Below are 25,648 nucleotides of genomic sequence, written 5' to 3' on the forward strand. Positions count from 1 at the left end.
TTGCTGAGATCAATGCGAGCTACGCGCGTCTCTGAGTGAAACACAGGGCGCTAACCCGCGGAAACGCGGGCGAAATTCGTCGGAGACGCCGAAACAGGGAAATCGAGATGGGTGGGTGGCGGACGGGAAGGGATTCGAACCCTCGAGACGGTTCCCCGCCTACACACTTTCCAGGCGTGCGCCTTCGACCACTCGGCCACCCGTCCGCCGGCGGGTTTATCCGTAAAGCGGGGCGGGATGCAAGGGGCTTTCCAGCGGGCAACTCTTGCCTCTGTCCGGCAGCATGCCTAACGTGGTCGCAGCCCACCACAAGCCTGAGTGGATCGCAAAGGACAGATGTCGATGAAGGATGCGCCACGGCTCGAAACTCCTCCCGCGCCGGCATCCCGCAGACGCGAACCGAGGCAGCTTACCAACGCGCTTCTGGGGATTATCGCCTTCGCGCTGGTATTGTTCCTTCTAGTCCAGGCCCGCTTCATCCTGATCTCACTCGCCATTGCGATCATCTTGTTTTCGCTGACTTCCGAGGCAATCAACGCGATCGCGCGACTACATATCGGGCCGGTTCGTATTCCGAACTGGCTGGCCTCGCTCGTCGCACTTTTGCTGATCGCGTCAGGACTGCTGACAGCGTCAGCCGTGCTGCTTGCACAGGCAAACGAGGTCGTCACCATGGTGCTGGCCTACGCTGGCCCCGCGCAGCGCGCCATAGCCGCGATGTTTGGCTGGATGGGCGAGGATGTCGAGGCCGCGGTGCTCGACTCCATCCAGCAGATCGAGGTTGCGGGCTACCTGAGCACACTGGCCAGCCAGGCCTCGAGCCTGCTTTCGGCGGCGGTTCTGATCACGCTTTTCGTGGGCTTCCTGTTCGCCGAGCGGATCTGGTTTCAGGCCAAACTGGAAAGCCTTCTGGGCGATCCAGCGCGGGCTCATAACGTTGCCGATATGGTCGGGCGCATCATGCGGCGCGTGAACCACTACCTGCTCGTCAAGGCGATGGTCTCGATCGTGACCAGCGTCATCGTGTACGGGGTATTCAAGGTCGGCGGCTTCGAGCTTGCATTGCCCGTCGCGGTGCTGACCTTCGCGCTCAATTTCATCCCCTCGATCGGCTCGATCATCGCTACCGGGATCGCGGGCCTCGCGGTTTACGTGCTGACGCAGGACGCCGCCGAGGCCTTGAGCGTCTTCGCCATCTGCGGACTGGTGCAATTCTTCATCGGCAATGTCATCGACCCGATGCTGATGGGCCGCGCGCTACGGCTTTCCTCCTTCGGCATCATCATCTCGCTCGCTTTCTGGGGCGCGATCTGGGGCCTGCCCGGCATGTTTCTGGCCGTGCCGATCATGGTGGCGCTGATGATCATCTGCACCCAATCGCCGACGCTGCGCCCGCTTGCGGTCATGCTCTCACGCGAGGGGCTTCCCGAAACCGAAGACTAAGCGGATCAGCGGCCTGCACCGTCGCCGCCGCCCCCATCACCACCATCGTCGGCACCGTCATTGTCGGACAGCGCGGCGGTGTCTTGAATGCCTTCCAGCGGCTCTGGCGCAGCCGGCGAAACAGGTTCCAAGGGTGCCTTGGGTTTCGCAGCATTCGCCGCCTCGGCGTCGGCGCGGCCAAGCAGCGCCTCAGGGTTACGCAGCCAGATGTCGCGCTGCGCGAAGGGAATCTCGATCCCTTCGGCGGCGAAACGCTCGGCGATCTGGTGGTTGATTTCCGAGAGCACGCGGATCTTGAAGTTGACGTCGGACAGGATCGTGCGGATCTCGAAGTTCAGGCTGTCGGCCCCAAAGCCGCTGAAAATCACGAAGGGCTCGGGCGACATCATCACCAGGGGCTGCGCCTGCGCAATTTCGAGCAAGATCTCGGAGACGCGACGGGTATCGGCCCCATAGGCCACGCCCACCGGCACGATCAAGCGCCCGGTCTTGTTGCCGCGGGTCCAGTTTGTCACCTGCCCCGAGACGAGATCGGCGTTCGGGACGATCACGTCGGTGCGGTCGAAGGTTTCGATGATCGTCGAACGCACCGAGATGGCTTTGACGACGCCCTGCTGACCGCCGACCTCGATCCAGTCCCCTTCGGAGACCGGGCGCTCGATCAGCAGGATGATGCCGGAAACGAAGTTCGACACGATGTTTTGCAGGCCAAAACCGATACCAACCGAGAGCGCACCGGCGACAATCGCAAGCGAGCTGAGGTCGATCCCCGCCGTGGCGACGGCGGCCATCCCGGCAAGGAATATCCCGACATAGCCAAGCCCCGAGACGATGGCATTCTGACCGCCCTTGTCGATGCTGGTCTTGGGCAGGATGCTGGTGCGCAAGGCGCGCTGCAGTATCCGGGTTGCTGCATAGCCGATCGAAAAGATGATCGCGAAGGTGATGAAGACCGAGGGTGATATCCGCACCCCGCCCAGATTGATCCCGTTGCGGAAAGTTACCCAGAGCTCAACCAGATCCTCGACCCGTGCACCCCAGAAAAGCGCCAGGATCGGCATCGAGAGCAGCACGAGCATGAAGCCCATCAAAACCGGCACAAGGCTGTCGCGCCCTTCATTGCCGCTATCGGTCAGCAGCACGTATAGCTCGGCCAGGAACTTCTGAAGCACCAGGATCAAGCCAATCAGCAACAGGGTCTCGACCATCGGCCAGACAATCGCGTTGGCGGCGTTCACATAGCCGATGCCCCCAAGAAGCGGGCCAACCACGCCGACCGCTAGCAGCAGGCTCCCCACAGCGCCCATGACCGAGGTCCGAAAGCTGCTTTCAGGGCTTCCCGCCGCCTCGTTCTTCACGTGAACGCGCAACAGCTGCCCTAGGCGGAACAGCAGCGCGCCGCCGAGGAGCAGAAGCGGAAACGCGAGGACAGCAAGGCCCGCATCGATATGTGCCGCAAGCAGGTTGACGGAATCGGAATCCCCCTGCGCCGTACGCATCGCGTTCTCGGCCTTGGCAACGACCCAATCGCCCAAGGGTGCCCAGATCGCCAGTACAAGCCCAAGGCTCAGCACGATCCGACGCACCTCGGGGCGCCGCTCGGGCGCAAAATGCAACGGTGCCTCGTACTTGGCACGCGAGGGGAATACGCGCCTGGCCAACCACGCGGCAAACAGCCCCATCAGCACGATGGAACCGATCACGCCCAGCAACTCGTCCCAAAGCCTGCCGGCGAGGCCGGTTTGCGATGCGGCTACAAGAAGCAGGCTGAAGCCGACCATGGGCACGAGAATATGCCCAACAGACGCCATTTCTTCGATGACATAGCGGGCCCGGATCGATGCCTTGCCCAACAGCCAGGCCGACAGATCATTCATCCAGCGCCTGCCCCGTGCCAGCAGCACCGAAGCAACCAGCACCAGCAGCGCGATCAAAGGCGCGCTTTCCGAGAACGTCCCGAACGATCCCTTCGCGGCGAACGTTTCTGCTGCCTCATCATATAGCTGCGCGCTGAGGGCAGCGACGATTTTCAGCCCGAAACCCCAGTTCACCGGGTTCAGTGGCGATGGCGAGAGCCGCAACAGCTTGTCTGTCGCGCGGGCGCGCAATTCATCATCGATTTCGCGGATGATACCATCCGCATGGGTCGCAGCTTCAACGGCGGCAAGGCCCGGCGCCTGCAACTTGGTCAAAGTATCGTGCAGTTCCGCCCGACGTTCGGCAATCGCAGTGTCTTCGGTTTCCCCATCCGCTGGCACCGGGCCAAGCGCGGCGATCTGTTCGCGCACCGTCTTGATTTCTGACGCATTCGCCCCCTGCGCGGCCAGGAACTGCTTGCGCCAATCGACCATGGCGACCCGCAACGCGGTCAGCCGCTGATCGTTCGCCGTGCCCTCGGCGACGATGTGCTGCGCCTCCTCGGCGGCTTTATCCCAGGTCTTGTAATCGGGCAGCTTCACATCCTGCGCAGCCAGCGGCAGCGCGACGAACATTGCCACAAGCCATATACGCAGAAAGCGAAGGATCATCCCTCAAAGACCTCCGGAACCTCTCGCCCCGCACCGTCGAGCCAGCTCGGAACCGGCAGGTTCTTGGCCTTGAGGAAATCGGGGTTGAACAGCTTGGACTGGTAGCGCGTACCGTAGTCGCACAGGACGGTCACGATGGTGTGCCCCGGTCCCATTTCGCGCGCCATGCGGATCGCGCCTGCAATGTTGATCCCCGACGAGCCGCCAAGGCAGAGTCCCTCGTCCGAGAGCAGGTCGAACACGATCGGCAGCGCCTCGGCATCGGGGACGTTGAAACTCATGTCCGGGGTGAAGCCTTCGAGGTTCGCGGTAACGCGGCCCTGCCCGATCCCTTCGGTAATCGAGGAGCCCTCGGATTTCAGCTCACCCTTGGTGTAGAAGTTGTGCAGCGCCGCGCCATCGGGATCGGCCAGCGCGATCTTCACGCCCTTGGGTTGCAGCGCCATGCCGACGCCCGCGAAGGTGCCGCCCGAGCCGACCGAGCAGACAAAGCCGTCTACGTTGCCGCCGGTCTGGTCCCAGATCTCGGGGCCGGTGGTTTCGACATGCGCCTGCCGGTTGGCCACGTTGTCGAACTGGTTGGCCCAGATCACGCCGTTCGGATCGGTCTTGGCCAGTTCCTCGGCCAGACGTCCCGAGTAGCGCACATAGTTGTTCGGATTCGCATAGGGCGCGGCCGGAACCTGCACCAGTTCTGCGCCTGCCAGACGCAGCATGTCTTTCTTTTCCTGGCTCTGCGTTTCGGGGATGACGATCACCGTGCGGAAACCCATCGATGCGCCCACGAGCGCAAGGCCGATGCCCGTGTTGCCCGCTGTGCCCTCGACAATCGTGCCGCCGGGCTTGAGCTGCCCGCGCGCGATCGCATCGCGGATGATGAACAGCGCGGCGCGGTCCTTGACCGACTGACCGGGGTTCATGAACTCGGCCTTGCCCAGAATCTCGCAGCCCGTCAGTTCCGAGGCTTTCTTGAGCCGGATCAGAGGCGTGTTGCCAACGGCCCCGGCCAGATCCTTGCAAATCCGCATGATGTCTCCCCTCGTGCTCTGACGTCTGTCGCCCAGACTTAGGCCGCATCCGCGCCCGCCTCAAGCCCCCAAGCAGGAAGTCACTTGGGGTCGGGGCAGCTTAGCCCTTGATCCCGGCCTCTGCGCGCAGGGCCGGACGCTGCCGCGCCAGCCATAGCGCCAGCACAAGTAGCGGGCCGTTATCGGCCTCGCCGGTCTCGACCAGATGCATCAATTCGTCGAACGAGATCAGGTGCGGGCGGATGTCTTCGCCCTCGGCCTCGACCCCGCCGGGGCGCCCTGCCCCGTCAGGCAGATCGGCAAGTCCGAGATAGCAGTAGAGATACTCGCTCTTGGCGCCCGGCGAAGGGTAAAAGCTTGGCGCCGCAATCAGGCGGCGTAGCGTGATCCCGGCCTCCTCCCCTGCCTCGCGCAGGGCGGCCTGTTCCGGGGTTTCGGTCGGATCGACCCGACCTGCGATGGGTTCGATCAGCCAGGGATTCGTGTCACCCCGCGCCATAGGCCCCACGCGGAACTGCTCGATCAGCAGCACGCGGTCGCGCAGCGGGTCGTAGGGCAAAACCACCGAGGCATCGCCCGAAACAAAGGCCGCGCGATCGAGTGTCCGGCTCATGCCGCCCGCGAAAAGGCTGTGCTGAAGGTCGTACTCTTCGACCGCGAAAAACCGCGCATAGGCGGGGGTAAGCTTGTAGATCGCCAGATCACTCGCGCCCACAGAGCGTCGCAGTTGGGCGGGTTTAACCCCGCGCGCCCGCAGGCGAGACGCTGCGCGCACAAGCATCATCGGATAGCGCGCCAAGGCACGTTCGGGGGTAATGTGGCCCATTCCCGCCATGAAGTCCTGCGCGGCCTCGGTGGCGATGTCCCCCCAGGTCGCTGTCCATGCCTCCTGATCCCACGCCGCGCCGGCCGACCAGTGCCCATCAGACAGATAAACCTGCGCCTCGCATTCCGTTCCCGTTGCATTGCGCACCGCGCGAATGACGGGGGCAAAACCGGCCTCGTAATAATTGAGGCGCTCGGCTTCGGAGGCACTGACGCTTACCAAAACACCGCGTGCGCTGCCTTCGCCTTCAACAAGGATTGGAAAGCCAAGATCATGCGCGCCGTCGCTTGCCATGTGGACGCGAAACCCCGCAAGGGTGGCGGGCTGCATCCGGGGCTCTCGCCCCATCACCGCACGCAAAAGCGGCACGTGGCATAACGTGCCGTAGAAAAAATACTGGATTTCCAAGTCGCTGCCCGAGGGTATTACCCCGCCCCTGTCGCCTCTGGGGCGCGGGCCAGCGATCAGGGCCAGCGACGCGCCGCGTATTCCGACAACATAGCGCTGACCATCCCGCCGATAAAGAGCAGCAAGATCACGTCAAGGCGCACAAGCGAGATCCCGATCGAGATTCCCTCGGCGATGACCCCGACGATGGCGTCGACCGGGCCGTCGTAACGCATCCGCAGCGCCTTGGTCATCATCTGCTGCGTCCCGAGGAAGAAGAGCACATAGAGCCCGAGGTAGAATGCCGCGCGTCCGCCCAGCCCGAAGACCTGAGGCCAGCCCTTGCCGCTCTGCATTCCCAGCACCCGCCAGCCGATGATGACACCGCCCGAAATCGCGAAAGGCAGCAGGCCAACGGTCCGCACCCCCGCCGGAAGCCAATTGAGGACCAAGGACACGAACAGGAACGCCAAGGCGCTCATCCCCAGCACCCCGACCAGCTTTGCTGCGGTCGGTAACTGCATCGTACTGTTACGCACTACTACTCGTTGCATCTAAGCGAATCCGAATTTGTCCCAAGATAAAGACAATCTGGGTTATCGCAGCGGAATGTGGCACAAATTTGGAGTTTATCCGCGCAATCCCTGATAGGCGGCTAGGGCTCGGGCGCGCCCCGCGTCCAGCGACACCAGCCGTTCGGGATAGACCGCATCGGGGGTCACCCGCCAACTCCGTGGAACGGCAGAGAAAAAATCGCGCGCGGGGTCGGGCGGGTTGCGCTGTCCCTCGGCCAGAAAGCGGTTCCGGTAGGAGCCTTCCGGGTCGAATTTTTCTGCCTGCCCCGCCGGATTGAAGATGCGAAAGTAGGGTGCAGCGTCGGGTCCCGAGCCCGCGACCCATTGCCAGCCCATCGCATTCGACGCCGGATCCCAGTCAATCAGGCACTCCTGAAACCAGCGCAAACCAACGCGCCAGTCGGTCAGCAGGTGCTTGGTCAGATATGAGGCCGCGATCATCCGCGCGCGATTATGCATAGTGCCGGTGGTGAACATCTCGCGCATGGCGGCATCGACGAAGGGCTCCCCGGTCATGCCCCGGCGCCAAGCCTCTGCATCCGCGTTGTCGCCGCGCCAGGGAAACGCATCCCATTCGGCGCGCCAGTTCGCGCGCGCCATCTCGGGGAAGTGGTAATAGAGATGCCAGGCGAATTCACGCCAGACCAATTCCTTGAGGAAGGTCTCGGCGCCGGGCGCGCCCTCGTACAGGCGCCGCCAGGCGGCATGCCAGATTGTGCGGGGGCTGATCTCGCCCAGCGTCAGGTTTTCGGACAGCCCCGAGGTGCCGGGCTTCGCCGGGAAATCGCGATCCTGCGCATAGCCGTCAAGGCGCTCGTCAAGGAACCGCGCCAGCCGCGCCAAAGCGCGCGCCTCACCGACCCGCGCGTACTTGCCGACGATCTGCGCACCCCGGTTCATGGCAGCCCCCAGATGCCAATCGGCCAACCGCTCGCTATGCGGCCACCGCGCCGGAGCCTCCAGCCGCTCGACCGCTGGCAGGACGGGCGCCAAGGCCCGCCCCTGCACCGCGCGCCAGAACGGAGAATACACCCGGTAAGGCCCGCCACCCTTAGTCTCAACCTCCCATGGCTCAAACAGCAGATGGCCGGGAAAGCTGCGCGCCAGATGCCCCTGCGCGCGCAGGGCGGACTTAACTGCGCTGTCGCGCAAGCGCGCCTCGGGGTCATAGAGGCGGGACCAGTGCACGCCCTCAGCGCCGGTTTCAGCAATCACGCTGCGCAGCACCTCAAGCGCCGGACCGCGCCGCAGGATCAGCCGTGACCCGAGGCCTTCCAGCGCGCGTGCGAAGGCCGCAAGCCCCTCCCCCAGGCGCCATTTCGGGGCCGCGCCAAGCGCTTCGGTTTGCGGATCAAGGATAAACAGCGGCACGATCGGGCGGCCCGCCGCAACGGCGGCCTGAAGTGCCGGATGGTCGTGCAGACGCAGATCGCGCCGGAACCAGATGATGAGCGGTGCCTTGTCCATGACGCCTCCTGCCCCCGCAACATATCGCGCGCCCACGCCTTTTCCAGCCGCCCTATCGGATGACTGCGTCTTGCAGGCGGCCGGAGCCACCCCTATATTGCCCTTGTTCGGGCTTGCCCGGGCTATGGACATAAACGCGCATGAAATAAGCGGATCGGACCCGGGGGCGGTACCCGGCGGCTCCACCAAACTTCCCTCGTTGGGGGCGAATGGGGCCGAAATAGGATCGACGAACGTCTAAAGATGTTTGCTTTGTCTCGGTGAGCTACCACCGTTATCGGTGCAAATTGTACAGTTGCCAACGACAACCGTGCTCCGGTCGCTCTTGCTGCGTAAGCAGTTCGGGTTACCGAAACTTAAGTCCTTACGCTTAGCCGCCTAAGGCGGGGCCCGCAGGAGCCTGGCAACAGAATCCTGCACCTTCCCCCCTCAAAGCCAGCGCCGATTAACGCGTCCTCAACCTTCCTGCCGCAGGATCGGTCGAAACAGAGCTGGAGGGTTTCGATGGACAAACTCGCATTCTTGCAAAACTGGTTCCAGCGCGTCTGGATCGACGGCGACCTCGACGCGATCGGCGAGTTCTTCACGCCCAACTCGCAGGCGGCCGGCGTCATGCAGGGCCTCGACCTGCGCCCGGAGGATTTCGAAGAGCTGATCCCAGCCCTGATGCGGATGATGTCCTCGCCTACGGTCACGATTCTACGCCACCTGGAGACCGAAGACTGGCTCTGGGCGCTCCTGGTAGTGCGCGCGAAGACGGCCGATACACTCGCGCCCATCGAGTTCACAGCGCAGGTCGCGATGCGTTTTGACGATGGCCGCATCGCCGAGGCATTCAACCATTTCGACCTGCTGAGCTTCTTCGAGCAGCTTGGCGTGCTGCCGCCCGAGGCGATGGCGCTTTTCCTCTCCGGTGAGTCGCTGGCCTGACATTGCGGGCCTTCCGATTTGAATAGTTCGGCCCCCCTTCCCTTGCGCGGCGAATCTCCTATGCTGAGCCAAACACCAAGGAAGGCCCGGATGACGCGCAGCATTGATTATGGCAACCTCATGCATCGCGCGATGCGCGGTCTGATCCAGGATGTCCTGACGGATATCGCCGAAAACGGGCTGCCCGGCGCGCATCACTTCTTCATCACCTTCAATACGCGTCACCCCGACGCCGAATTGGCCGACTGGCTGCATGATCGTTATCCTGAAGAGATGACCATCGTCATCCAGCACTGGTTCGACAATCTCGAGGTGGACGACGAAGGCTTTGGCATCACGCTGAATTTCGGCAATGCGCCAGAGCCGCTCTATGTCCCCTATGACGCGATCACCACCTTTGTGGACCCCTCCGTCGAGTTCGGTCTGCGCTTTGAGACGCAGGAATATGACGACGAGGATGAGGAAGACGAAGAGCCCGAGCCCCCGCAGGAGCGTGGCGATGCCGAGGTTGTAAGCCTCGACAAGTGGCGCAAATAGCGTAGTAATCCGCCCGAAGGTGACCCTGCGTCACTCAGCTAACGTGCGGTGCGAGTATGAACAATATTGCGCTTTTCCTCGGGCAGGCAATCCGCCGTCCGTCGCAGATCTCCGCAGTCGTTCCATCGTCCCGGCGTCTGGCGCGGGCGATGGTGCGATCACTGGGCGCTGACACCGGCCTCGTTGCCGAACTCGGCCCCGGAACCGGCAACATCACCCGCGAGATTCTGGCCCGCGGTGTTGCCCCTGCCGACCTGACGCTATTCGAACTGAACCCGGTCTTCTGCCATCGCCTCGCCGCGCAATTCCCCGGTGTCCGGATCGAGAATCGTCCGGCTCAGGACATGGCCGCCATCGGGGTCGAGAACCTCGGCGCCATCGTTTCCAGCCTGCCGCTGCTGTCGATGCCCGCCGCGCTGCAACACGCCATCCTGCGCGCCTGTCTGGCCGCGCTGGCCCCGCATGGCCGGATCATCCAGTTCACCTATGGCCCGCGCCCGCCGCTCGACCCGCAGGTCCAGCACGATCTGGGCCTAGCCGTTCATCGCGGCCCGCAGGTCTTGCTGAACATGCCGCCCGCGCGGGTCTATTCCTACACGCGCCACCAAGTTGGTATACCGCCGCATACTGATTGCAAAACAGCGTCAGGCACCTTATGACGCAGGGTGAAATTCATCGCAGCATTGGAACGGAGGCCCAGCCATGACCGCGACCCGCACCGAGACCGACAGCTTCGGCCCGCTCGAAGTCCCCGCCGACAAGTACTGGGGCGCCCAGACCCAACGCTCGATCATGAACTTCCCGATCGGCTGGGAACGTCAGCCGGTTCCGATCATCCGTGCGCTTGGCGTGATCAAGAAGGCCTGCGCGCTGGTTAACAAGGCCCAGGGCGACATGACCGCCGAGATCGCCGATGCGATCGCCGCCGCCGCGACCGAGGTGATCGAGGGCAAGTTCGACGACAACTTCCCGCTGGTGGTCTGGCAGACCGGCTCGGGCACCCAATCGAACATGAACGCCAACGAGGTGATCTCGAACCGCGCCATCGAAATGCTCGGCGGTGTCATGGCGTCGAAGAAGCCGGTGCACCCGAACGATCACTGCAACATGGGCCAGTCGTCGAACGACACTTTCCCGACCGCGATGCACGTCGCCATCGGCATGCAGGCGCGTGACGTGCTGCTGCCGGGCCTTGAAAAGCTGCACGCGGCCCTTGCCGCGAAGGCCGAGGAATTCAAGGACATCATCAAGATCGGCCGCACCCACACGCAGGACGCCACGCCGCTGACGCTCGGCCAAGAGTTCTCGGGCTACGCCAAGCAGGTCGAGCGCGGGATCGAGCGCGTGAAGATGTGCCTGCCCCATATCTACGAACTGGCGCAGGGCGGCACCGCCGTCGGCACCGGCCTCAACACCCGCGTTGGTTGGGATACCCGCGTCGCCGCCCAGATCGCCGAGATCACCGGCCTGCCCTTCGTCACCGCGCCGAACAAGTTCGAAGCGCTCGCCGCCCATGACGCGATGGTGATGTTCTCGGGCGCGCTCAAGACTGTGGCCGCCTCGCTCTTCAAGATCGCCAACGACCTGCGCCTTCTGGGTTCCGGCCCGCGCTCGGGTCTGGGCGAGCTGATCCTGCCGGAGAACGAGCCGGGCTCGTCGATCATGCCGGGCAAGGTCAACCCGACCCAGGCCGAGGCGCTGACCATGGTCTGCGCCCATGTCATGGGCAACGATGCCGCGGTCGGTTTCGCCGGCTCGCAGGGCCATTTCGAGTTGAACGTCTACAACCCGATGATGAGCTACAACGTGCTCCAGTCGATGCAGCTGCTGGGCGACTCGGCCTCGGCCTTCACCGACAACATGGTCGTGGGTACCCAGGCGAACACCGCCCGCATCGACAAGCTGATGAAAGAGTCGCTGATGCTGGTGACCGCGCTGGCGCCGACCATCGGCTACGATGCCGCGACCAAGGTCGCCAAGACCGCGCACAAGAACGGCACCACGCTGAAGGAAGAGGCCATCGCGCTTGGCTATGTGGACGCGGAAACCTTTGACCGCATCGTGCGCCCCGAGGACATGATCGGCCCGAAAGGCTGATTACGCCTGACCTGTTTCGAAAGGGCGGCCCCCGGGCCGCCCTTTTTCGTTGCGCGCCATCACTCGACGACCCGCAGTACCTCCCAGTAGTTCGAGCCAGAGACGACGTGCTCGCTCATCTTGCGGCCCCAGTCGGCGTGCATCTTGATCGAGTTGAGCTTGGCGAAGATGCCGTCCAACTCGGTCAGATCCTTCACGTGGATCTCGCTTTCAATCTCGGATTCGAAGGCGCCAACGGACCCCGTCAGAATCCGTTCCTGCGACACGTCGAGCCCGGTTTGTGGCCCGACTTGCTCCTGCCACTCTTTCAGCAGGTCGATCACGGTCTGTTTGTAACCAAATTTCGCTTTGACATGCCAACGCGCTACCATCATGAGAAGTCCCTCCCTTGATTGACTTGACCTCATGCCCGGCTGGCGTTCTTGTCGGTGTGAGAAATCCGCCCCGCGGTTATCCTACACCCGACACGCCTTTCCTGCGAGTCTGCGACCCAACCCAACCCGAGGCCACGCCCGTGACCGGCAAAATCGTCAATCTCAACACCGCCCGCAAACAGGCCGATCGCGCCAAGAAACGCGCACAGGCCGATGCCAATTCAGCGAAATTCGGACGCACCAAGGCACAGCGCAAGCTCGAAGAGAGCGAGGCCGACATGGCGCGCAACAAGCTTGAGCAGCACAGGCGCGACGAGGAATGAGCCGGCCGCGCAAACGCTCGCTGACGCTTGAGGGGCACCGCACCTCGGTCTCACTTGAGGATGAATTCTGGGCAGCCTTCCGCGAGATCGCCGAGGCCGAGGGCAAGGGGCTGAACGAACTGGCCGCCGAGATCGACACCGCGCGCGGGGTGGATACCGGGCTGGCGACGGCGATCCGCCTTTACGTTCTGCGCGTGCTGCGGGCTAGGCTTCCTCGGGCATAGCCGAGCGCACGGCGGCTTCGCAATGCGCGGCCAGCAGCTTGCGTGACGGGAAATCCGCCACATCGACGGGTTCGTGAAACACGACCTCGACCTCGCCCTGCCGGGGCGCCGCGAGGATCTTGAGCAGGTGCGGGCCGAAATCCATCTTGCCCCACCAGCCGTAAAACCGCGGGTCTTCGCCTTCCGGTGCGCGGTAGATCACGGTGACGGGCTGGATCTGCATGACCTTCTCGAGCCCGTGGCTGTAGAAGGCCGCAAACAGCGTGGGCTTGAAGGGCAGCACGCGACGCGCGTCGGTGGAGGTGCCCTCGGGGAAGAACAGCAGGTGGTGTCCCGCGCGAATGCGGTCCTCGAACAACTGCTGTTGCGCCTTGGCCTCGCGCGGATCGCGGCGGATGAAGACGGTGCCGGTTGCACGCGCGAGCCAGCCGATGCCGGGCCAGTTCGCCACCTCGGACTTCGCGACAAAATAGACCCTCTGACAGGCGTTGAGTGCGAAAATATCGAGCCAGGAGCCATGGTTGGCCACGACGGCCCCGATATGCTCCATCGGAGTGCCGCGCACACGGTAGCGGATACCCATGATCGGGAAGGCGCTGCGGCAGACGGTGGTCGTGATCGAAGGCGTCCAGGGCCGCGCCTCACGAAACAGCGGGCGCTCGATCAGCCGCACGAAAAGCAGCAGCATCAAGCCGCCGTAGGTCACCACCCCCAGAACGCTGCCGCGCAGCAGCGCGCGTAACCATCCGACCGGGCCAGTGCCCCGGGCCTCGGGCTCGGTCGCGTCATCCCAGGTGCTCACGTGCGGCCCTCGTGGCGACGGGTGTAGAAATCCAGATGCTTTTCGCTCATGGCCTTGGTGTCCATCAGCAAGAGGACGTCAGTCGTGTTGAATGGCGCGTCGATAAAGGCACCCTCGCCCACGAAGCCGCCAAGGCGCAGATAGGCACGGATCAGCGTCGGCATCGCAGCCATCGCGGCTTTGCGGTCCAGTTGATCCTCGGGCACGAGGTCCATCGGTTGGAAATGCTCCGCCCGCGCGCGCGGACGCAGCGCCTCGGGGGCAAGGTGATGGTAGTGCAGCCAGGCCAGCGGCATACGCAGGGGCTCCGGGTCGATACCGTGGAACGAGGCCACGCCGAACAGGATCTCGATCTCATTGGCCAGAACATAGTCGGCCAGCGCATTCCACAGCAGCAGCATCGAGGCCCCGCCGCGATAGTTCGGGTGCACGCAGGAGCGGCCAAGCTCCAGCAGCTTGCGGCCCGAGGCACGCAGCTTGCTCAGGTCATATTCGGCATCGCAATAGAACCGCCCGAACTGCTCGGCCCGATCCGACGGCAGCAGCCGATAGACGCCGACCACATGTTCGAGCGCGGCGGCATCGCGGCTCGGGTCCACGAGGATCAGGTGATCATAGACCTCGTCGAACTCATCCCGTTCCAGCCGGTTTTCATGGTCAACCAGCGGCCCGTCGCCGCCCAGTTCCTCGACGAACACCGAGTAGCGCAGCCTTTGCGCGGCCATCAGGTCTGACGGCTCCGTCGCAAGGCGGATCTGATAATGTGCGGATTCCGCGGCCATGCGTCCCTGCCCCAAAGCGTCTGCGAAGTTTTACGGCAGAGCCGCGCCGAAATGCAACGCCGCAGAGCGAACCAAACGCAGCGTCGCAGAAGACACACGCATCGGCTGTTTCCCGGCCCCTTCGGCGTTAACCCTTTGTCAACCCTGATCGGGCAAAACGAGCATCAACTGCACCCGACGCCCGTCGATAACCTGTTTGCCGGCATGTTCGAAATTGACCGTGATCCTGTCGCCGATGCGCGACTGTACCTGCCCGACGCCCCAGTCGGAAGCCAGCGGATTACGTACCAACATGCCCGGCTCGAGAAATTCGTTCATCCTGACCTCACTTTCGGAAAGAGCCATGCCGCTTGAGACATCCGCCCCCATGGCAGACCCGCAGACCGATCTTGTGGCTCTGGTCGGATCGCGACTCTGCCATGACCTTATCAGCCCTTTGGGGGCGATCGGCAACGGGGTGGAGCTGCTCGCCATGTCCGGCGCCCCGGCAAGCCCGGAAATGGAGCTGATCGCCGAAAGCGTACGCGCCGCGAACACGCGAATCCGGTTTTTTCGCATCGCCTTCGGCCAGGCCCTGCCCGAACAGCGCGTCAGCCAGCGTGAGATTCTGGCGATCCTCGACGACATGGCGCGCTCAGGCAGGATGCGCGTGCGATGGGAGATCGCCGGCGATTTGCCCCGGCAGGAGGTCAAGCTGGCCTTCCTGGCGATCCTGTGCCTCGAAACTGCCCTGCCGCGCGGCGGGGATGTCGTCATCACCCTGTCCGTGGACGGCTGGCGCGTTACGGCTCAGGGCCCCCAGATCCGAACCGAGCCGGGACTGTGGGCACAGCTTGCGGCAGATCCGGGCACCCTGCCCCCCGCCCAGGTGCAGTTCGCGCTCTTGCCGCGCGAGGCAAGACTGGCCGGGCGCACCCTGAGACATGAAATCGGCGACAGCCGCGCCGTGCTGTCGTTCTAGAAATGAAAAGCCCCGCCGAGGCGGGGCTTTGGATCACTTGCGGCAGGTGCCGTTCCCGGTGACGAGGTATTTGAACGAGGTCAGCTGCTCAGCCCCCACCGGCCCGCGCGCATGCAGCTTGCCGGTCGCGATGCCGATCTCGGCGCCCATGCCAAACTCGCCCCCATCAGCAAACTGGGTCGAGGCGTTGCGCATCAGGATCGCGGAATCGAGCCGCTGGAAGAAGCGCGCGGCGGCGGCATCATCCTCGGTCAGGATCGACTCGGTATGCTGCGAGCCGAAGCGGCGGATATGCGCGATCGCCCCATCCACCCCGTCGACGATCTTCGCCGCGCAGATCATGTCGAGGAACTCGTGCCCGAAATCGTCCGGGGCAGCCGCCACGGTACCGACGACGTTCAGCAGATCGCCCTCGGTGCGCACCTCGACCCCGGCCTTGACCAGATCCTCAACCAGAACCGCGCCGTGCTTGTCGTAGAAGGCGCGGTCGATCAGCAGGCATTCCATCGCGCCGCAGATCCCGGTGCGGCGGGTCTTGGCGTTCAGCACGACCGCGCGGGCCTTCTCAAGATCCGCAGCGCCATCGGCATAGACGTGGCAGATCCCTTCGAGATGCGCAAAGACCGGCACGCGCGCCTCGGCCTGCACGAGGCCTACGAGCCCCTTGCCCCCGCGCGGCACAATCACATCGATATGGGCCACGGCCTTGAGCATCTCGGCCACAGCCGCGCGGTCGCGCGTCGGCACCAGTTGGATTGCCGCCTCGGGCAGCCCGGCAGCCCGCAGCCCCTCGACCATGCAGGCATGGATCGCGCGCGAGGAATGGAAGCTTTCCGAGCCGCCACGCAGGATCACGGCATTGCCCGCCTTGAGGCAAAGCGCCCCGGCATCCGCCGTCACGTTCGGGCGCGATTCATAGATCACGCCGATGACGCCAAGCGGCGTGCGCACGCGCTGGATATGCAGCCCCGTCGGGCGATCCCATTCCGACAGGATCTGCCCCACCGGGTCGGCCTGCGCAGCAACGGCCCGCAGCCCATCGACGATCGACTTGATCCGGCCTTCGTCAAGCGCGAGGCGATCCATCATCGCCGGGCTGAGGCCCTTGTTCGCGCCAAAGGCCATGTCCTCGCCATTGGCGGCCATGATCTCGACCCGACGCGCCCAGACGGCATCGGCGGCGGCCATCAGCGCCGCCTCCTTCGCAGCCGATGGTGCGAAAGCCAGCTCGGCCGAGGCGGCGCGCGCGGCACCACCCAGTTGGTCGATCAGGGCTTTGGCATCAATCTGGTCCGTCATGGAGGGCTCCTCTATCTTCGCCCTCCGTATAGGCCCTTGGGCCCCTTGGCGGCAAGCGTTCAGCTTGTTCGGGTCTGGCGGATCACCTTGGCGGCCAACACAAGCCAGGGCGCGCCGTGCAGCAACAGGTCAAACCAGTCGAGCGGACGCGCCAGCGTGCCAGCGGCAAGCATCTTGAGCTTTTCCCAGACGTGCGGCTCGGGCGTAAAAGGCGCAAGGCCCAGCAGGAGCGCGAAAATCAATGCATGACCCAGCGAAATTCTATCAAGAAACGCTGCGAACATGGCCACCTTCATTCTGGGGAAGAAGTGGCGCGGTTGACGGGGCTCGAACCCGCGACCCCCGGCGTGACAGGCCGGTACTCTAACCAACTGAGCTACAACCGCGCATTTCACGGCCGGGGCGATCAGGAGATGGCGCGGTTGACGGGGCTCGAACCCGCGACCCCCGGCGTGACAGGCCGGTACTCTAACCAACTGAGCTACAACCGCAGCACCATCTCCCGGATCGCCATCCGGGCGTGGGGGGTGTATTACGCAGCCCCGCGCGCGCCGTCAAGCGGCACTGTGAGAAAAGTTTCGCAAAACCCGAACGCACCGCGACCATGGTCCGCGAGGGGTTGCGGCAAGCAGAACAAAACGACGCGTTTTCCGTATCTTGCGCCTATCGCGGGGGCGCCGGAATGAATTCGGCATCGTCGCCAGGCGGTAACTGGAACCGTCCGTGCGTCCAATCGCCCGCGCGCCAGGCCTCCTTGGCGGCCTCGATCCGGTCTTTCGACGAGGCCACGAAGTTCCACCAGATGTACCGTGGGCCTTCAAGCGTCGCACCACCAAGCAACAGGATTCGCGCGCCCGCCTCCCCTGCGCGCAGCGCGACCTGATCGCCGGGCCGAAAGATCAGCAGCCGCCCGGGCTCGAATCGTTGGCCCGCAACCTCGACCACGCCCGAAAGCACATAGACCGCGCGATCCTCGTGATTATCGGGCAAGGGCAGCGCGGCACGCGGCTCCAGCGCCGCATCCGCCATGAACATCTCCGAGGGCAGATCGAGCGGCGTGCGCGCGCCCCATGCATCGCCCAACACAAGACGCACCTTCTTCCCCTCAGCCTCCAGCAGCGGCTGTTCCGCGCTTGGAACATGGTCGAAGCTGGGCAGTCCATCTTCAAGCGCCTGCGGCAGCGCAACCCAGATCTGCACCCCCGAAAGTGTCTGGCCGCTCTCGCGCACCGGACCATCTGTCCGCTCTGAATGGGTAATGCCGTGGCCCGCGCTCATCCAGTTGACGGCGCCTGGAGTGATCCACTGATCCGAGCCAAGACTGTCGCGGTGATGCAACCGCCCGGCGAAAAGGTAGGTCACCGTCGCGAGACCGATGTGCGGATGCGGGCGCACGTCGATCCCCTGCCCGCTCAGGAACTCAACCGGCCCGAACTGGTCGAAGAAGATGAATGGACCGACCATCTGACGCTTGGCCGAGGGTAACGCGCGCCGCACCTCGAACCCGCCAAGATCGCGCGCGCGGGGAACGATAACAGTTTCGATCGCATCCACCGAGTCGCCGATCGGTATCCTGGGGTCGAGTAACGGGTTCCAGCTCATCTGCGCCTCCTGCTCCCAAATAGGATAGCGCGGAATGCCCACGCGCCAAATTCGCGACCACGAACAGCAACGGCGCGTGGATGCAGGGAAAGGGATAAGGTGGTGGGTGATGAGAGACTCGAACTCCCGACATCCTCGGTGTAAACGAGGCGCTCTACCAACTGAGCTAATCACCCGGCGCGGCACTTCTAGCCCGCACCGCCACGCCTGCGCAAGCCCCCTGACGAGGTTATCCAGCGCATTCTGAAAGGCCCCAGGAAGCTGCTCGGTGCGCATCCACAGATCGGCGAGCACGTGCTTGAGCCGCCGGCCCTTATCCTCATTGGCCTTCGTCGGACTTACCGCTGACGCGCCCATCATTCCGTCTTTGCGGCACCGCTTTGGCACGGCCAAATAGCCGGCCGCCTGATCGGACGCGCCCATGGTTCGGGCTTTGGCGAAGCCGTCTTTTCAGGTGTCCCGCGGAGCGCTTCGGAAAACGCGCCCAAAGTCTCCTTGGGTTGGCAGAGCGTTTCGTGCATAAATTCAGAAAGTAACCTGCGGTGGAATTTGCATGAACAATGTCTCGCGTAGCATCACGCATAGGCGAACGGAGCACGCTGTTTCCGTCGACGAGGTTGTTGACTATCGCAGCTTTGCTGAACCGCTTCTGCCGGTTGCGGAAGCTTCTGTTACCCAACTCCAGCCAGGGGCCAGCCCCTCGAACCTTGCGATCTTTTCATCCGACAAGGTGTCCGTTCTGGGCTTGACGCATCACGCGGCCTCGGTGGGCGTCGTGATCATCAATCCGGATTGTTATAGCTTCATGTGGTGGGATGGCCCCGAAGAATGCCGGATCAATGGCGAACTGGCGGAGCAGCAGGTTCTCTATGCTCAGGGGCATCAGGACGGCTTCCATGCGGCGGGCGGCATTCGCCGGACAACCGGGATCTCGGTGCGCCGAGATCATCTTGCCTCGACGCTCGCGGCGCTGAAAGGGGTTCACACTGAGGACATCCACCTCGACCGTTCCGCCCTCCGGCTAACGGCAGAGGGCGCGCGCAGATTCCGAAACGATATGGATGCGCTGATGAAATCCGCCATCCTGTCCGAGCAGGCGCTTGGGCCCGATGCGCCGAACGCGAGCATGAGCGACGCGTTCCTGAGCGTGCTGATCGACGCTTACATGAATGCAACGCCCGAAAAAGACCTCTACGCACGCAGCAGGGCACCCGAGCAGATCGTTCGAAAAGCCGAGGAACGCTATTACGAAGCGGAGGGGCGCCCGATCTCCCTTGCTGATCTTTGCGTCGCCGCAGGTGTCAGCCAGTCTGCGCTCTATCGTGCGTTTCATTCGGTATGCGACCTTGCGCCACTTGCCTACTTCCATAAACGGCGGCTGACCGATGCGCGGCGGCTGCTGCTCAAGGCCCCCCTAGATCGGGGGGCGGTCAAGAACGCAGCGCTTTCGGTTGGGCTGACTGAAATGGGGCGGTTTTCCCGCGATTACCGTCAGTTGTTCGTGGAGACGCCCTCGGCCACGTTAAGCAGGGACTGGCACTGAACTACGGGAAAGCTGCACCGAGCTGCAACGGCGAGCATGGATTCCTTCATGGCGGAATTCTGGAAAAATCTGCATACTGACTTTTGCAGACCCCATGGAGGGGAGTGATAGCATCGATACCACTAGGGCACGCAAGTGCTTGAACCAAACGGAGGATCGTATAGCGCAGTCCGGAACAGGGAACCGATGAAGGAGCACACCATGCGACCATGTTGCAGGGTGCAATTGTTGTCCGAAGTTGTGTACCTTTCTTGATCTGCAAATAGCCGCCCGTTCAGCAACACTTCCAAAGCCCGGATCGAACGCTTCCGATTTGACCAATTGGCGAAGGTCGCCTCCTACGGAAAATCGGTCTGGGAATGTGAAGCGACGGGGGTTTACGATGCAAACGAAGAGCCACAACCAGCGAGTAGAGAAATAGATGCAAAATCGTTTTATGAGCACGGCCATCTGCACGGTCACAGCAATTGCCACTATTTGCGCGCCCCAGGCTCAAGCACAGTCCGCAGAGAACGAGCCTAACGCCGTCCTGATCCGTGGCGCCAAGATTTTCACCGGATGCTCTCCGGACCTCATCGAGGGTCAGGACGTGTTCATCGCGGGCAACCTGATCTCGCGCATCGGCGCCGACATTGAGGCACCTGACTTCGCGACGGTCATCGAGGCGGACGGTCGCGTCCTTATGCCCGGCCTGATCGATGCACACTGGCATGGCGTTTTCGCCGAAGCGACGATCCTGAAGCTGTTCACCACCACCGAAGGCTACTGGAACCTGCTCGCCGCCCGGGCCAGCAGCAACGCGCTTCACCGGGGCTTCACCACGCTGCGCGACACCGCAGGCCCGATGTTCGATGTGGCCCGCGCCTTCGACGAAGGGCTTATCGATGGGCCTCGGATTTTCCCGTCGGGGCCGGCATTGTCGCAGACCTCCGGGCACCAGGATTTCCGCCTGACGCGCGAAGTGCCGCAGACGTCCAACAATCTGGACACGCTTGAAACCGGAGACATGTTCTACATCGCCGATGGTGTGGATGAGGTGCTCAAGCGCACGCGTGAGAACCTCATGCAGGGTGCGACCCAGATCAAGCTGATGGCTGGCGGCGGCGTCACCTCGTCCTATGACCCGCTCCATACGGTCCAGTACACGCAGGAAGAGCTCAAGGCCGCGGTTACGGCAGCCGCACATTGGGGCACCTATGTGCTGACCCACGCGATCACCGACGAGGCGGTGAACCACTCGCTGGACGCTGGCGTCAAGAGCATCGAGCACGGCCATACGTCCACGCGCGAAACGCTTCAGCGCATCAAGGATGAAGGGGCATGGCTCAGCATGCAGCCCTTCCTGAACGATGACAGCGCACCTGCCCTGAACGCGTTCCAGCAGGAAAAGTACGATTCCGTCGCCAACGGGACCGAGTTTGTCTACACCACGGGCAGGGAACTGGGCGTCAAATTCGCTTTTGGTACCGACATCCTGTTCGACCCGGAACTCGCCAAGAAGCAAGGCGCGATTCTGGCGAAGCTCGGAAAGTGGTTCACGCCCTATGAGGCGCTGAAAATGGCGACGTGCGACAACGCGGAACTGCTGAAGCTGTCGGGCCCGCTGACGCCCTATCCGCTTGGCCCGCTCGGCGTCGTGGAAGAGGGTGCCTATGCTGACCTTCTGCTGGTCGACGGCAATCCGCTGGAGAACCTGGACCTCGTTAGCGATCCGGTCGCAAACTTCGACCTGATCATGAAGGACGGCGTGATCTACAAGAACGAGATGTGATCGAAAACGGGTGTTCCGGCGCTAGCCGGGCACGCAAGATCCAATCCGGAAACACGAAAGAGGCGGACACATCGAGTTCGCCTCTTTCCATGATTTTTCTCCGCCGCGGGTGACAAAACCAAAGCGGGGCATATGGCCCCTCCCCGCCCGATCCGGTATTTGCCAGATCACTCCATTTTGCCGACATTAAACAAGACCACTCAGGGTGAACCATGCTCCTTAAGCGCATTGTCCGATCTCCGCTTGTGCATTTTTTTGTTCTCGGCGGCCTCGTGTTCGCGCTGTTTGCGGTAATGAACCCGGGCTCCGAAGCATCGGGGCCGCAGCCGGAAAAGATTGTCCTGAGCCCCGAGACCGCCAGCCTGCTCGTTAGCAGAATGGCCGATTCATTGGAGCGCCCCCCCACCTCGGACGATATCAGGTCAGCGATGGAAGCCTGGGCGATCGAGGAGGCACTGGTGCGCGAGGCGCGTGCGCTTGGGTTGGACCATGGCGACGAGGTCATCCGGAACCGGTTGCAGCAAAAGGTGCTTTATCTCGCCGAAGCCCCTGCTGCGGCTCAGGAACCTGACGAGGCCTCGCTTCAAGCCTTCTACGATGCGAACGCGGCGCGTTTCGAAGCCCCTGGGATTGTGAGCTTTCAGCATGTTCTCTTGTCCAGCAAGCTCGCGCGTGAAGAGATCGACGAAGCGCTCGCTCAATTGCGGAATGGCGCTGCGCCGGAATCCTTGGGGGCGGCGCAACTCATCCCACCGATTTTCGAGGAAATTCCGCTCTCTGCCGTGGACCGGGTGTTCGGGGCCGGATTCGCACAGCAGGTCGCGACCCTCCCCCAAGGGCAGTGGACCGGCCCGGTCTCTAGCGGCTTTGGCCCTCATCTGGTTTATCTTTACCAATATGCTCCGGGCGAACTGCCCGAGCTTGAGGCAGTGCGCGACAAGGTCGTGGCCGAATGGCGCGCAGAGCAGGTGCGCGCCGCCCGTGAGGCCTTCGTTGAAACGCTCCTCTCTCGTTACGAGATCGAGATGCCGGATGCGGACACGGTGACCCTGCAATGAGCTTCATCCGCCACGCCCTCCTGCTGCTGATCGTGATCCTTTGCCCGCTCCGGGCGGCCGCGCATGAACTGGACCCAGGCTATCTGGAACTCGCCGCGCTTGGCGAGGATCGCTGGCGCGTGACCTGGCGGACGCCAGACGTAGCCGGGACCCCGATGCCGATCTCCGTCAGCTTGCCGCTGGCCTGCGCACCGCGTGAGGGGCCCGCGCCGAAGTTTGATGGCAAAGGCTGGAGCACGACCTGGGTCGTTGCCTGCGAAGGCGGGCTTGCGGGCGAAACGATCCGGATCGACGGGCTGGAGCGCACCTCAACCGATACGCTGGTGCGCTACGAGATCGAACCGGGCACTGTTGAGGTGCGCCGACTGACCGCCACCGAACCGGCCTTCACCGTTGATGTTGTGCCCGGCGGACTGGGGATATTCACGAGTTACCTGGAGTTTGGCGTCGTCCATATCCTTGAAGGGATCGATCACCTCGTGTTCGTGTTTGCCCTGCTCCTGCTGACGGGCGGGACGCGCAAGCTGTTCTGGGCGGTGACGGCCTTCACGCTTGCCCATAGTATCACCCTTGCCGGATCGACATTCGGCTGGATTGCCCTTCCCTCCGCGCCGGTCGAAGTGGTGATCGCTCTGTCGATCGTATTTCTTGCCTACGAGATTTCCCTACCGTCGCAGCGCCGCGACGCCCTAACGGAGCGGTTTCCCGGCTTTGTCGCCTTTGGGTTCGGCCTGATCCACGGCCTTGGGTTCGCCGGGGCGCTTCGCGAGATCGGCATTCCGCAAGGAGATGTCCCGCTCGCCTTGCTGGCGTTCAATCTCGGCGTCGAAACCGGACAGCTGATCTTCATCGCGACCTTGCTCGTGGCCTGGTTCATGATCCGCCGCATATTCCCTGGCATCCTCGCGCATCTGGGACGCATGACGGCCATCGCGAGCTACGCGATCGGGACGACCTCGGCCTATTGGGTGGTTGATCGACTGTCGGGTTTCTGACCGGCTGCCAGCTTCGAGCGCCTCATTGTCCGCCTCAGATCGGGTCGGACCTCAATCAATGGCGCGGGACGCCGTCCGTGGCGGGTCGCTTCGCGGCTGATCGGGGGCGAGACAGGGCGAGAAGATCTTCCAGGAGATCAATCTCGTCGTCTTGCACGTTCGACCCGGCAACATGCTCTGAAGCGGCGCCCGGTGAAACGTCTGGTCGTCAAGAAAGACGAGGTTTGGTGCGCTGGCCGTTTCATCGATCGACGAAACGGCCAGTTCGATCCTGCAGGTCCGAGACCCGCCTTAGAAGTTGAGCACCTTGTAGCCGACCTGAACCGACCAATCGGCGGGTGCGTCACCCCCGAAAAGAATGCCGGGCTTCACGAAGATCTGGCTGTCACCACCAAAGGCCTTGCCGGTCAGCATACCCGCCGTGACTTGCAGGCTCCCGAAGGTTCTCTCGTTCTCCCAGTCGTGAATGATGGCCGGATCGAAGGTCAGATAGTACTTCGGATTTGCCAGTTTGGGGACGTAGTAGAAATCGACGGTCGTCGTGTTGACGTTGTCGCCGTTGTCATTGCCGCCCTCAAGGCCGAACGTCTGCACCCAGGCCGGAGCGAAGATCGAGCCATCGCTGAGGAACCAGGCGTAGAAGAGAGAGGTTTCCATGACGAACTGGCCGTAGCCACTGCTGTCGCTTTCAGCGGTATCAAGGAACAACTCGACGGTGTAGGCGGCGCCACTCGTGGCACTCAGGTGGAAAACGTCGATGAACGTGACGCTGAGATCGCCGAACTTCAGATCACCGTCCGACAGCAACGAGTTGCGGGAAAACGGCACGGTAAACCTGAACGCCTTGTCGCCGTCGCCGATCGGCTTCAGGTAGAACGCTTCGAGAAGACCGGTGTTCACATCGGAGTTAATCTCGCTGTACTGATACTGAATGCCTGCCTGTGTCGTCAGCAACGTCGGATTGGTGCCATTGTTGACTTCGGCGAGCTCGCGCTGGACGTCGCTGATACCCGCCCCATCTTGCGCGATAGCCGGCGCTGCGGCGATGGACGTCGCCAGAGCAAGCAGAGACGTACATAGACTCTTTCGAAACATTACTTAGTCCTCCAATGGTTCTCTTTATGATCGTTCCATCCGACGGGATGAGATCGAAGTTCGCTGCGGGATCGGCGACCAAACTGACAGTCTTCAGTGGGTCGCCATCGACGAGGATCAGGCCGGTATAGGTGCCTGTTGTCGGCTGACCCAAAAGACCTTGCTGATCGGTATGCCGGGGCCCCGCAAGTTCCAGAAGATCGACATTGTACGATGTCGCCAGCTTCAGCATGTTGCGGGGCTTGAATCAGTTTACCAGCTTTCTCGGAAGCGTGCCCGGCCCCTCGACGGAGGTGGGTTCTGCCCCGAAGGCGATCCTGACACCGGGTAGCTTGGCCAGATGCTGCGGATGCCGTCAACGCAACAAGGGATGTGATGAGACGCCTTGGAAGCAATTCTCAAACTCCGCCGAAATAGCGTGGCGCCCGCGTCCACCCAGAGCGCGAATGCTTTCGCAGCTTCTCAGGCAGTCCGCGCTGACTGCATGCCATTCTCGGGATGGCGTGGGCCAGCAAAGACATTCCCAAGCAGAACACGAATAAAGTCAGCATTTTCATATCTCTCTGACATTTGCGCCGTTCCCGGAGAGTCCGGCAATGTCTCCCAGCAGGGCTATCAAACGCGTACGCTATGATCCTCACAGCCTAAAGGCGTTTTTCGTGAGCATTCCAGATTTTGCTATGCAGATATTCTCAAAGATTAGCCGACCGGTGCATATTCCCATCAATGAGACGCCAAGTGACTGGCGGGCGGCTCCGTGCCGCGAATGGAGGCGTTTCGTTCAAGATCAAGCGGCCGTGTTCCAAATCGTCTGACGACGAACAGAATACGTTTCGCTGGCCCGAGAGGGCACGAATCTGGCTCGATCCACGTTCATCTGGCGGCGCCGTATCGCCCCCCTTGCGAATGATCGCAGGAGACGTGCGAGGCAATTGAAAAGGCTCGGCCTTTCGAGGCCCGTCGATAGCCAGCGCATTGCGCCCGATTTGGCGCCGGCGCGC

Annotated in this window: 25 protein-coding genes, 4 tRNA genes and 1 other RNA gene; 13 read left to right on the top strand and 17 right to left on the bottom strand. The window is 62.9% G+C overall.

What is annotated here, in order from left to right:
- Positions 1 to 116: 116 nt before the first annotated feature.
- Positions 117 to 206, bottom strand: a tRNA-Ser gene (locus N3C64_RS03230).
- Positions 207 to 342: 136 nt separating this feature from the next.
- Between N3C64_RS03230 and N3C64_RS03235 the strand changes: the two genes are divergently transcribed.
- Positions 343 to 1,443: an AI-2E family transporter gene (locus tag N3C64_RS03235; protein ID WP_311201863.1), complete on the top strand. Its 1,101-nt coding sequence runs from the start codon at positions 343 to 345 to the stop codon at positions 1,441 to 1,443.
- A 5-nt stretch (positions 1,444 to 1,448) separates the two neighbouring features.
- Here N3C64_RS03235 and N3C64_RS03240 read toward each other — a convergent pair whose 3' ends face one another.
- The 5 genes from N3C64_RS03240 to N3C64_RS03265 form a co-directional block, all read right to left on the bottom strand.
- Positions 1,449 to 3,971, bottom strand: coding sequence for a DUF3772 domain-containing protein (locus tag N3C64_RS03240; RefSeq protein WP_260011830.1), 2,523 nt, complete (start codon positions 3,969 to 3,971; stop codon positions 1,449 to 1,451).
- The gene (locus tag N3C64_RS03245) at positions 3,968 to 4,999 is read right to left on the bottom strand and encodes a cysteine synthase A (RefSeq protein ID WP_260011833.1); all 1,032 of its coding nucleotides are present in this window, start codon (positions 4,997 to 4,999) and stop codon (positions 3,968 to 3,970) included. The genes N3C64_RS03240 and N3C64_RS03245 overlap by 4 nt, the downstream gene beginning before the upstream one ends.
- 100 nt (positions 5,000 to 5,099) lie before the next feature.
- Positions 5,100 to 6,233: an NUDIX domain-containing protein gene (locus tag N3C64_RS15245; RefSeq protein WP_311201864.1), complete on the bottom strand. Its 1,134-nt coding sequence runs from the start codon at positions 6,231 to 6,233 to the stop codon at positions 5,100 to 5,102.
- Positions 6,234 to 6,289: 56 nt separating this feature from the next.
- Positions 6,290 to 6,766, bottom strand: a complete 477-nt coding sequence (locus N3C64_RS03260; protein ID WP_218631299.1) for a TrgA family protein — start codon at positions 6,764 to 6,766, stop codon at positions 6,290 to 6,292.
- Positions 6,767 to 6,841: 75 nt separating this feature from the next.
- Positions 6,842 to 8,254: a cryptochrome/photolyase family protein gene (locus N3C64_RS03265; RefSeq protein ID WP_260011840.1), complete on the bottom strand. Its 1,413-nt coding sequence runs from the start codon at positions 8,252 to 8,254 to the stop codon at positions 6,842 to 6,844.
- Between the two features lie 66 nt (positions 8,255 to 8,320).
- On the opposite strand from N3C64_RS03265, the gene ssrA reads away from it, so the two are divergent.
- The 5 genes from ssrA (at position 8,321) to fumC (ending at position 11,818) form a co-directional block, all read left to right on the top strand.
- Positions 8,321 to 8,675: a transfer-messenger RNA gene (ssrA, locus tag N3C64_RS03270) on the top strand.
- 83 nt (positions 8,676 to 8,758) lie between these two features.
- Positions 8,759 to 9,184: a nuclear transport factor 2 family protein gene (locus N3C64_RS03275; RefSeq protein WP_260011842.1), complete on the top strand. Its 426-nt coding sequence runs from the start codon at positions 8,759 to 8,761 to the stop codon at positions 9,182 to 9,184.
- Between the two features lie 90 nt (positions 9,185 to 9,274).
- Positions 9,275 to 9,721: an SspB family protein gene (locus N3C64_RS03280; protein ID WP_218631302.1), complete on the top strand. Its 447-nt coding sequence runs from the start codon at positions 9,275 to 9,277 to the stop codon at positions 9,719 to 9,721.
- 56 nt (positions 9,722 to 9,777) lie between these two features.
- Positions 9,778 to 10,380 (top strand): class I SAM-dependent methyltransferase, encoded by a 603-nt coding sequence (locus N3C64_RS03285; protein WP_218631303.1) that lies wholly within the window; start codon positions 9,778 to 9,780, stop codon positions 10,378 to 10,380.
- A 43-nt stretch (positions 10,381 to 10,423) separates the two neighbouring features.
- On the top strand, positions 10,424 to 11,818 hold the full coding sequence (gene fumC / locus N3C64_RS03290; protein ID WP_218631304.1) for a class II fumarate hydratase: 1,395 nt from the start codon (positions 10,424 to 10,426) through the stop codon (positions 11,816 to 11,818).
- 59 nt (positions 11,819 to 11,877) lie between these two features.
- On the opposite strand, the gene N3C64_RS03295 is transcribed toward fumC, so the two are convergent.
- Positions 11,878 to 12,192 (bottom strand): hypothetical protein, encoded by a 315-nt coding sequence (locus N3C64_RS03295; RefSeq protein ID WP_260011848.1) that lies wholly within the window; start codon positions 12,190 to 12,192, stop codon positions 11,878 to 11,880.
- A gap of 140 nt (positions 12,193 to 12,332) precedes the next feature.
- On the opposite strand from N3C64_RS03295, the gene N3C64_RS03300 reads away from it, so the two are divergent.
- Positions 12,333 to 12,515, top strand: coding sequence for a DUF4169 family protein (locus N3C64_RS03300; RefSeq protein ID WP_218631306.1), 183 nt, complete (start codon positions 12,333 to 12,335; stop codon positions 12,513 to 12,515).
- The gene (locus N3C64_RS03305; protein ID WP_218631307.1) at positions 12,512 to 12,739 is read left to right on the top strand and encodes a ribbon-helix-helix domain-containing protein; all 228 of its coding nucleotides are present in this window, start codon (positions 12,512 to 12,514) and stop codon (positions 12,737 to 12,739) included. Before N3C64_RS03300 ends, N3C64_RS03305 begins: the two co-directional genes overlap by 4 nt.
- On the opposite strand, the gene olsA is transcribed toward N3C64_RS03305, so the two are convergent.
- From olsA to N3C64_RS03320, 3 genes are all read right to left on the bottom strand, one after another.
- Entirely contained in the window at positions 12,720 to 13,541 is an 822-nt protein-coding gene (olsA, locus tag N3C64_RS03310) for a lyso-ornithine lipid O-acyltransferase (RefSeq protein ID WP_260011852.1), read from the bottom strand. The two genes, N3C64_RS03305 and olsA, sit on opposite strands and share 20 nt — an antisense overlap.
- Positions 13,538 to 14,323 (bottom strand): L-ornithine N(alpha)-acyltransferase, encoded by a 786-nt coding sequence (olsB, locus tag N3C64_RS03315; RefSeq protein WP_260011854.1) that lies wholly within the window; start codon positions 14,321 to 14,323, stop codon positions 13,538 to 13,540. Before olsB ends, olsA begins: the two co-directional genes overlap by 4 nt.
- A 138-nt stretch (positions 14,324 to 14,461) precedes the next feature.
- Positions 14,462 to 14,641, bottom strand: coding sequence for a DUF3553 domain-containing protein (locus tag N3C64_RS03320; protein WP_218631309.1), 180 nt, complete (start codon positions 14,639 to 14,641; stop codon positions 14,462 to 14,464).
- A gap of 49 nt (positions 14,642 to 14,690) precedes the next feature.
- Here N3C64_RS03320 and N3C64_RS03325 point away from each other — a divergent pair, with 49 nt between their 5' ends.
- On the top strand, positions 14,691 to 15,284 hold the full coding sequence (locus N3C64_RS03325) for a histidine phosphotransferase family protein (RefSeq protein ID WP_260011856.1): 594 nt from the start codon (positions 14,691 to 14,693) through the stop codon (positions 15,282 to 15,284).
- Between the two features lie 33 nt (positions 15,285 to 15,317).
- Here the strand turns inward: N3C64_RS03325 and N3C64_RS03330 are convergent, their stop codons facing one another.
- The 6 genes from N3C64_RS03330 to N3C64_RS03355 form a co-directional block, all read right to left on the bottom strand.
- Entirely contained in the window at positions 15,318 to 16,583 is a 1,266-nt protein-coding gene (locus N3C64_RS03330) for a glutamate-5-semialdehyde dehydrogenase (RefSeq protein WP_260011858.1), read from the bottom strand.
- Between the two features lie 59 nt (positions 16,584 to 16,642).
- A complete protein-coding gene (locus N3C64_RS03335) occupies positions 16,643 to 16,825 on the bottom strand; it encodes an RND transporter (protein WP_260011860.1) in 183 nt (60 codons plus the stop codon).
- A gap of 67 nt (positions 16,826 to 16,892) precedes the next feature.
- Positions 16,893 to 16,969: transfer RNA gene (locus tag N3C64_RS03340), tRNA-Asp, on the bottom strand.
- A gap of 28 nt (positions 16,970 to 16,997) precedes the next feature.
- Positions 16,998 to 17,074, bottom strand: a tRNA-Asp gene (locus N3C64_RS03345).
- Between the two features lie 172 nt (positions 17,075 to 17,246).
- Complete coding sequence (locus N3C64_RS03350; protein WP_260011862.1) at positions 17,247 to 18,185, bottom strand: pirin family protein; 939 nt, start codon at positions 18,183 to 18,185, stop codon at positions 17,247 to 17,249.
- A 100-nt stretch (positions 18,186 to 18,285) separates the two neighbouring features.
- Positions 18,286 to 18,361 (bottom strand) — tRNA-Val (locus tag N3C64_RS03355).
- 377 nt (positions 18,362 to 18,738) lie between these two features.
- Here N3C64_RS03355 and N3C64_RS03360 point away from each other — a divergent pair.
- From N3C64_RS03360 to N3C64_RS03375, 4 genes are all read left to right on the top strand, one after another.
- Positions 18,739 to 19,728 carry a helix-turn-helix transcriptional regulator gene (locus N3C64_RS03360; RefSeq protein ID WP_260011864.1) on the top strand — a complete coding sequence of 330 codons (990 nt, stop codon included), beginning with the start codon at positions 18,739 to 18,741 and terminating at the stop codon, positions 19,726 to 19,728.
- Between the two features lie 436 nt (positions 19,729 to 20,164).
- The gene (locus N3C64_RS03365) at positions 20,165 to 21,499 is read left to right on the top strand and encodes a metal-dependent hydrolase family protein (protein WP_218631460.1); all 1,335 of its coding nucleotides are present in this window, start codon (positions 20,165 to 20,167) and stop codon (positions 21,497 to 21,499) included.
- 212 nt (positions 21,500 to 21,711) lie between these two features.
- A complete protein-coding gene (locus tag N3C64_RS03370; RefSeq protein ID WP_260011868.1) occupies positions 21,712 to 22,557 on the top strand; it encodes a peptidylprolyl isomerase in 846 nt (281 codons plus the stop codon).
- The gene (locus tag N3C64_RS03375) at positions 22,554 to 23,552 is read left to right on the top strand and encodes a HupE/UreJ family protein (RefSeq protein ID WP_260011871.1); all 999 of its coding nucleotides are present in this window, start codon (positions 22,554 to 22,556) and stop codon (positions 23,550 to 23,552) included. Before N3C64_RS03370 ends, N3C64_RS03375 begins: the two co-directional genes overlap by 4 nt.
- 291 nt (positions 23,553 to 23,843) lie before the next feature.
- On the opposite strand, the gene N3C64_RS03380 is transcribed toward N3C64_RS03375, so the two are convergent.
- The gene (locus tag N3C64_RS03380) at positions 23,844 to 24,647 is read right to left on the bottom strand and encodes a hypothetical protein (RefSeq protein ID WP_218631463.1); all 804 of its coding nucleotides are present in this window, start codon (positions 24,645 to 24,647) and stop codon (positions 23,844 to 23,846) included.
- Positions 24,648 to 25,648: the final 1,001 nt, after the last annotated feature.

Source organism: Sedimentimonas flavescens (assembly GCF_025154035.1).
Classification (GTDB): domain Bacteria; phylum Pseudomonadota; class Alphaproteobacteria; order Rhodobacterales; family Rhodobacteraceae; genus Rhodobacter; species Rhodobacter flavescens.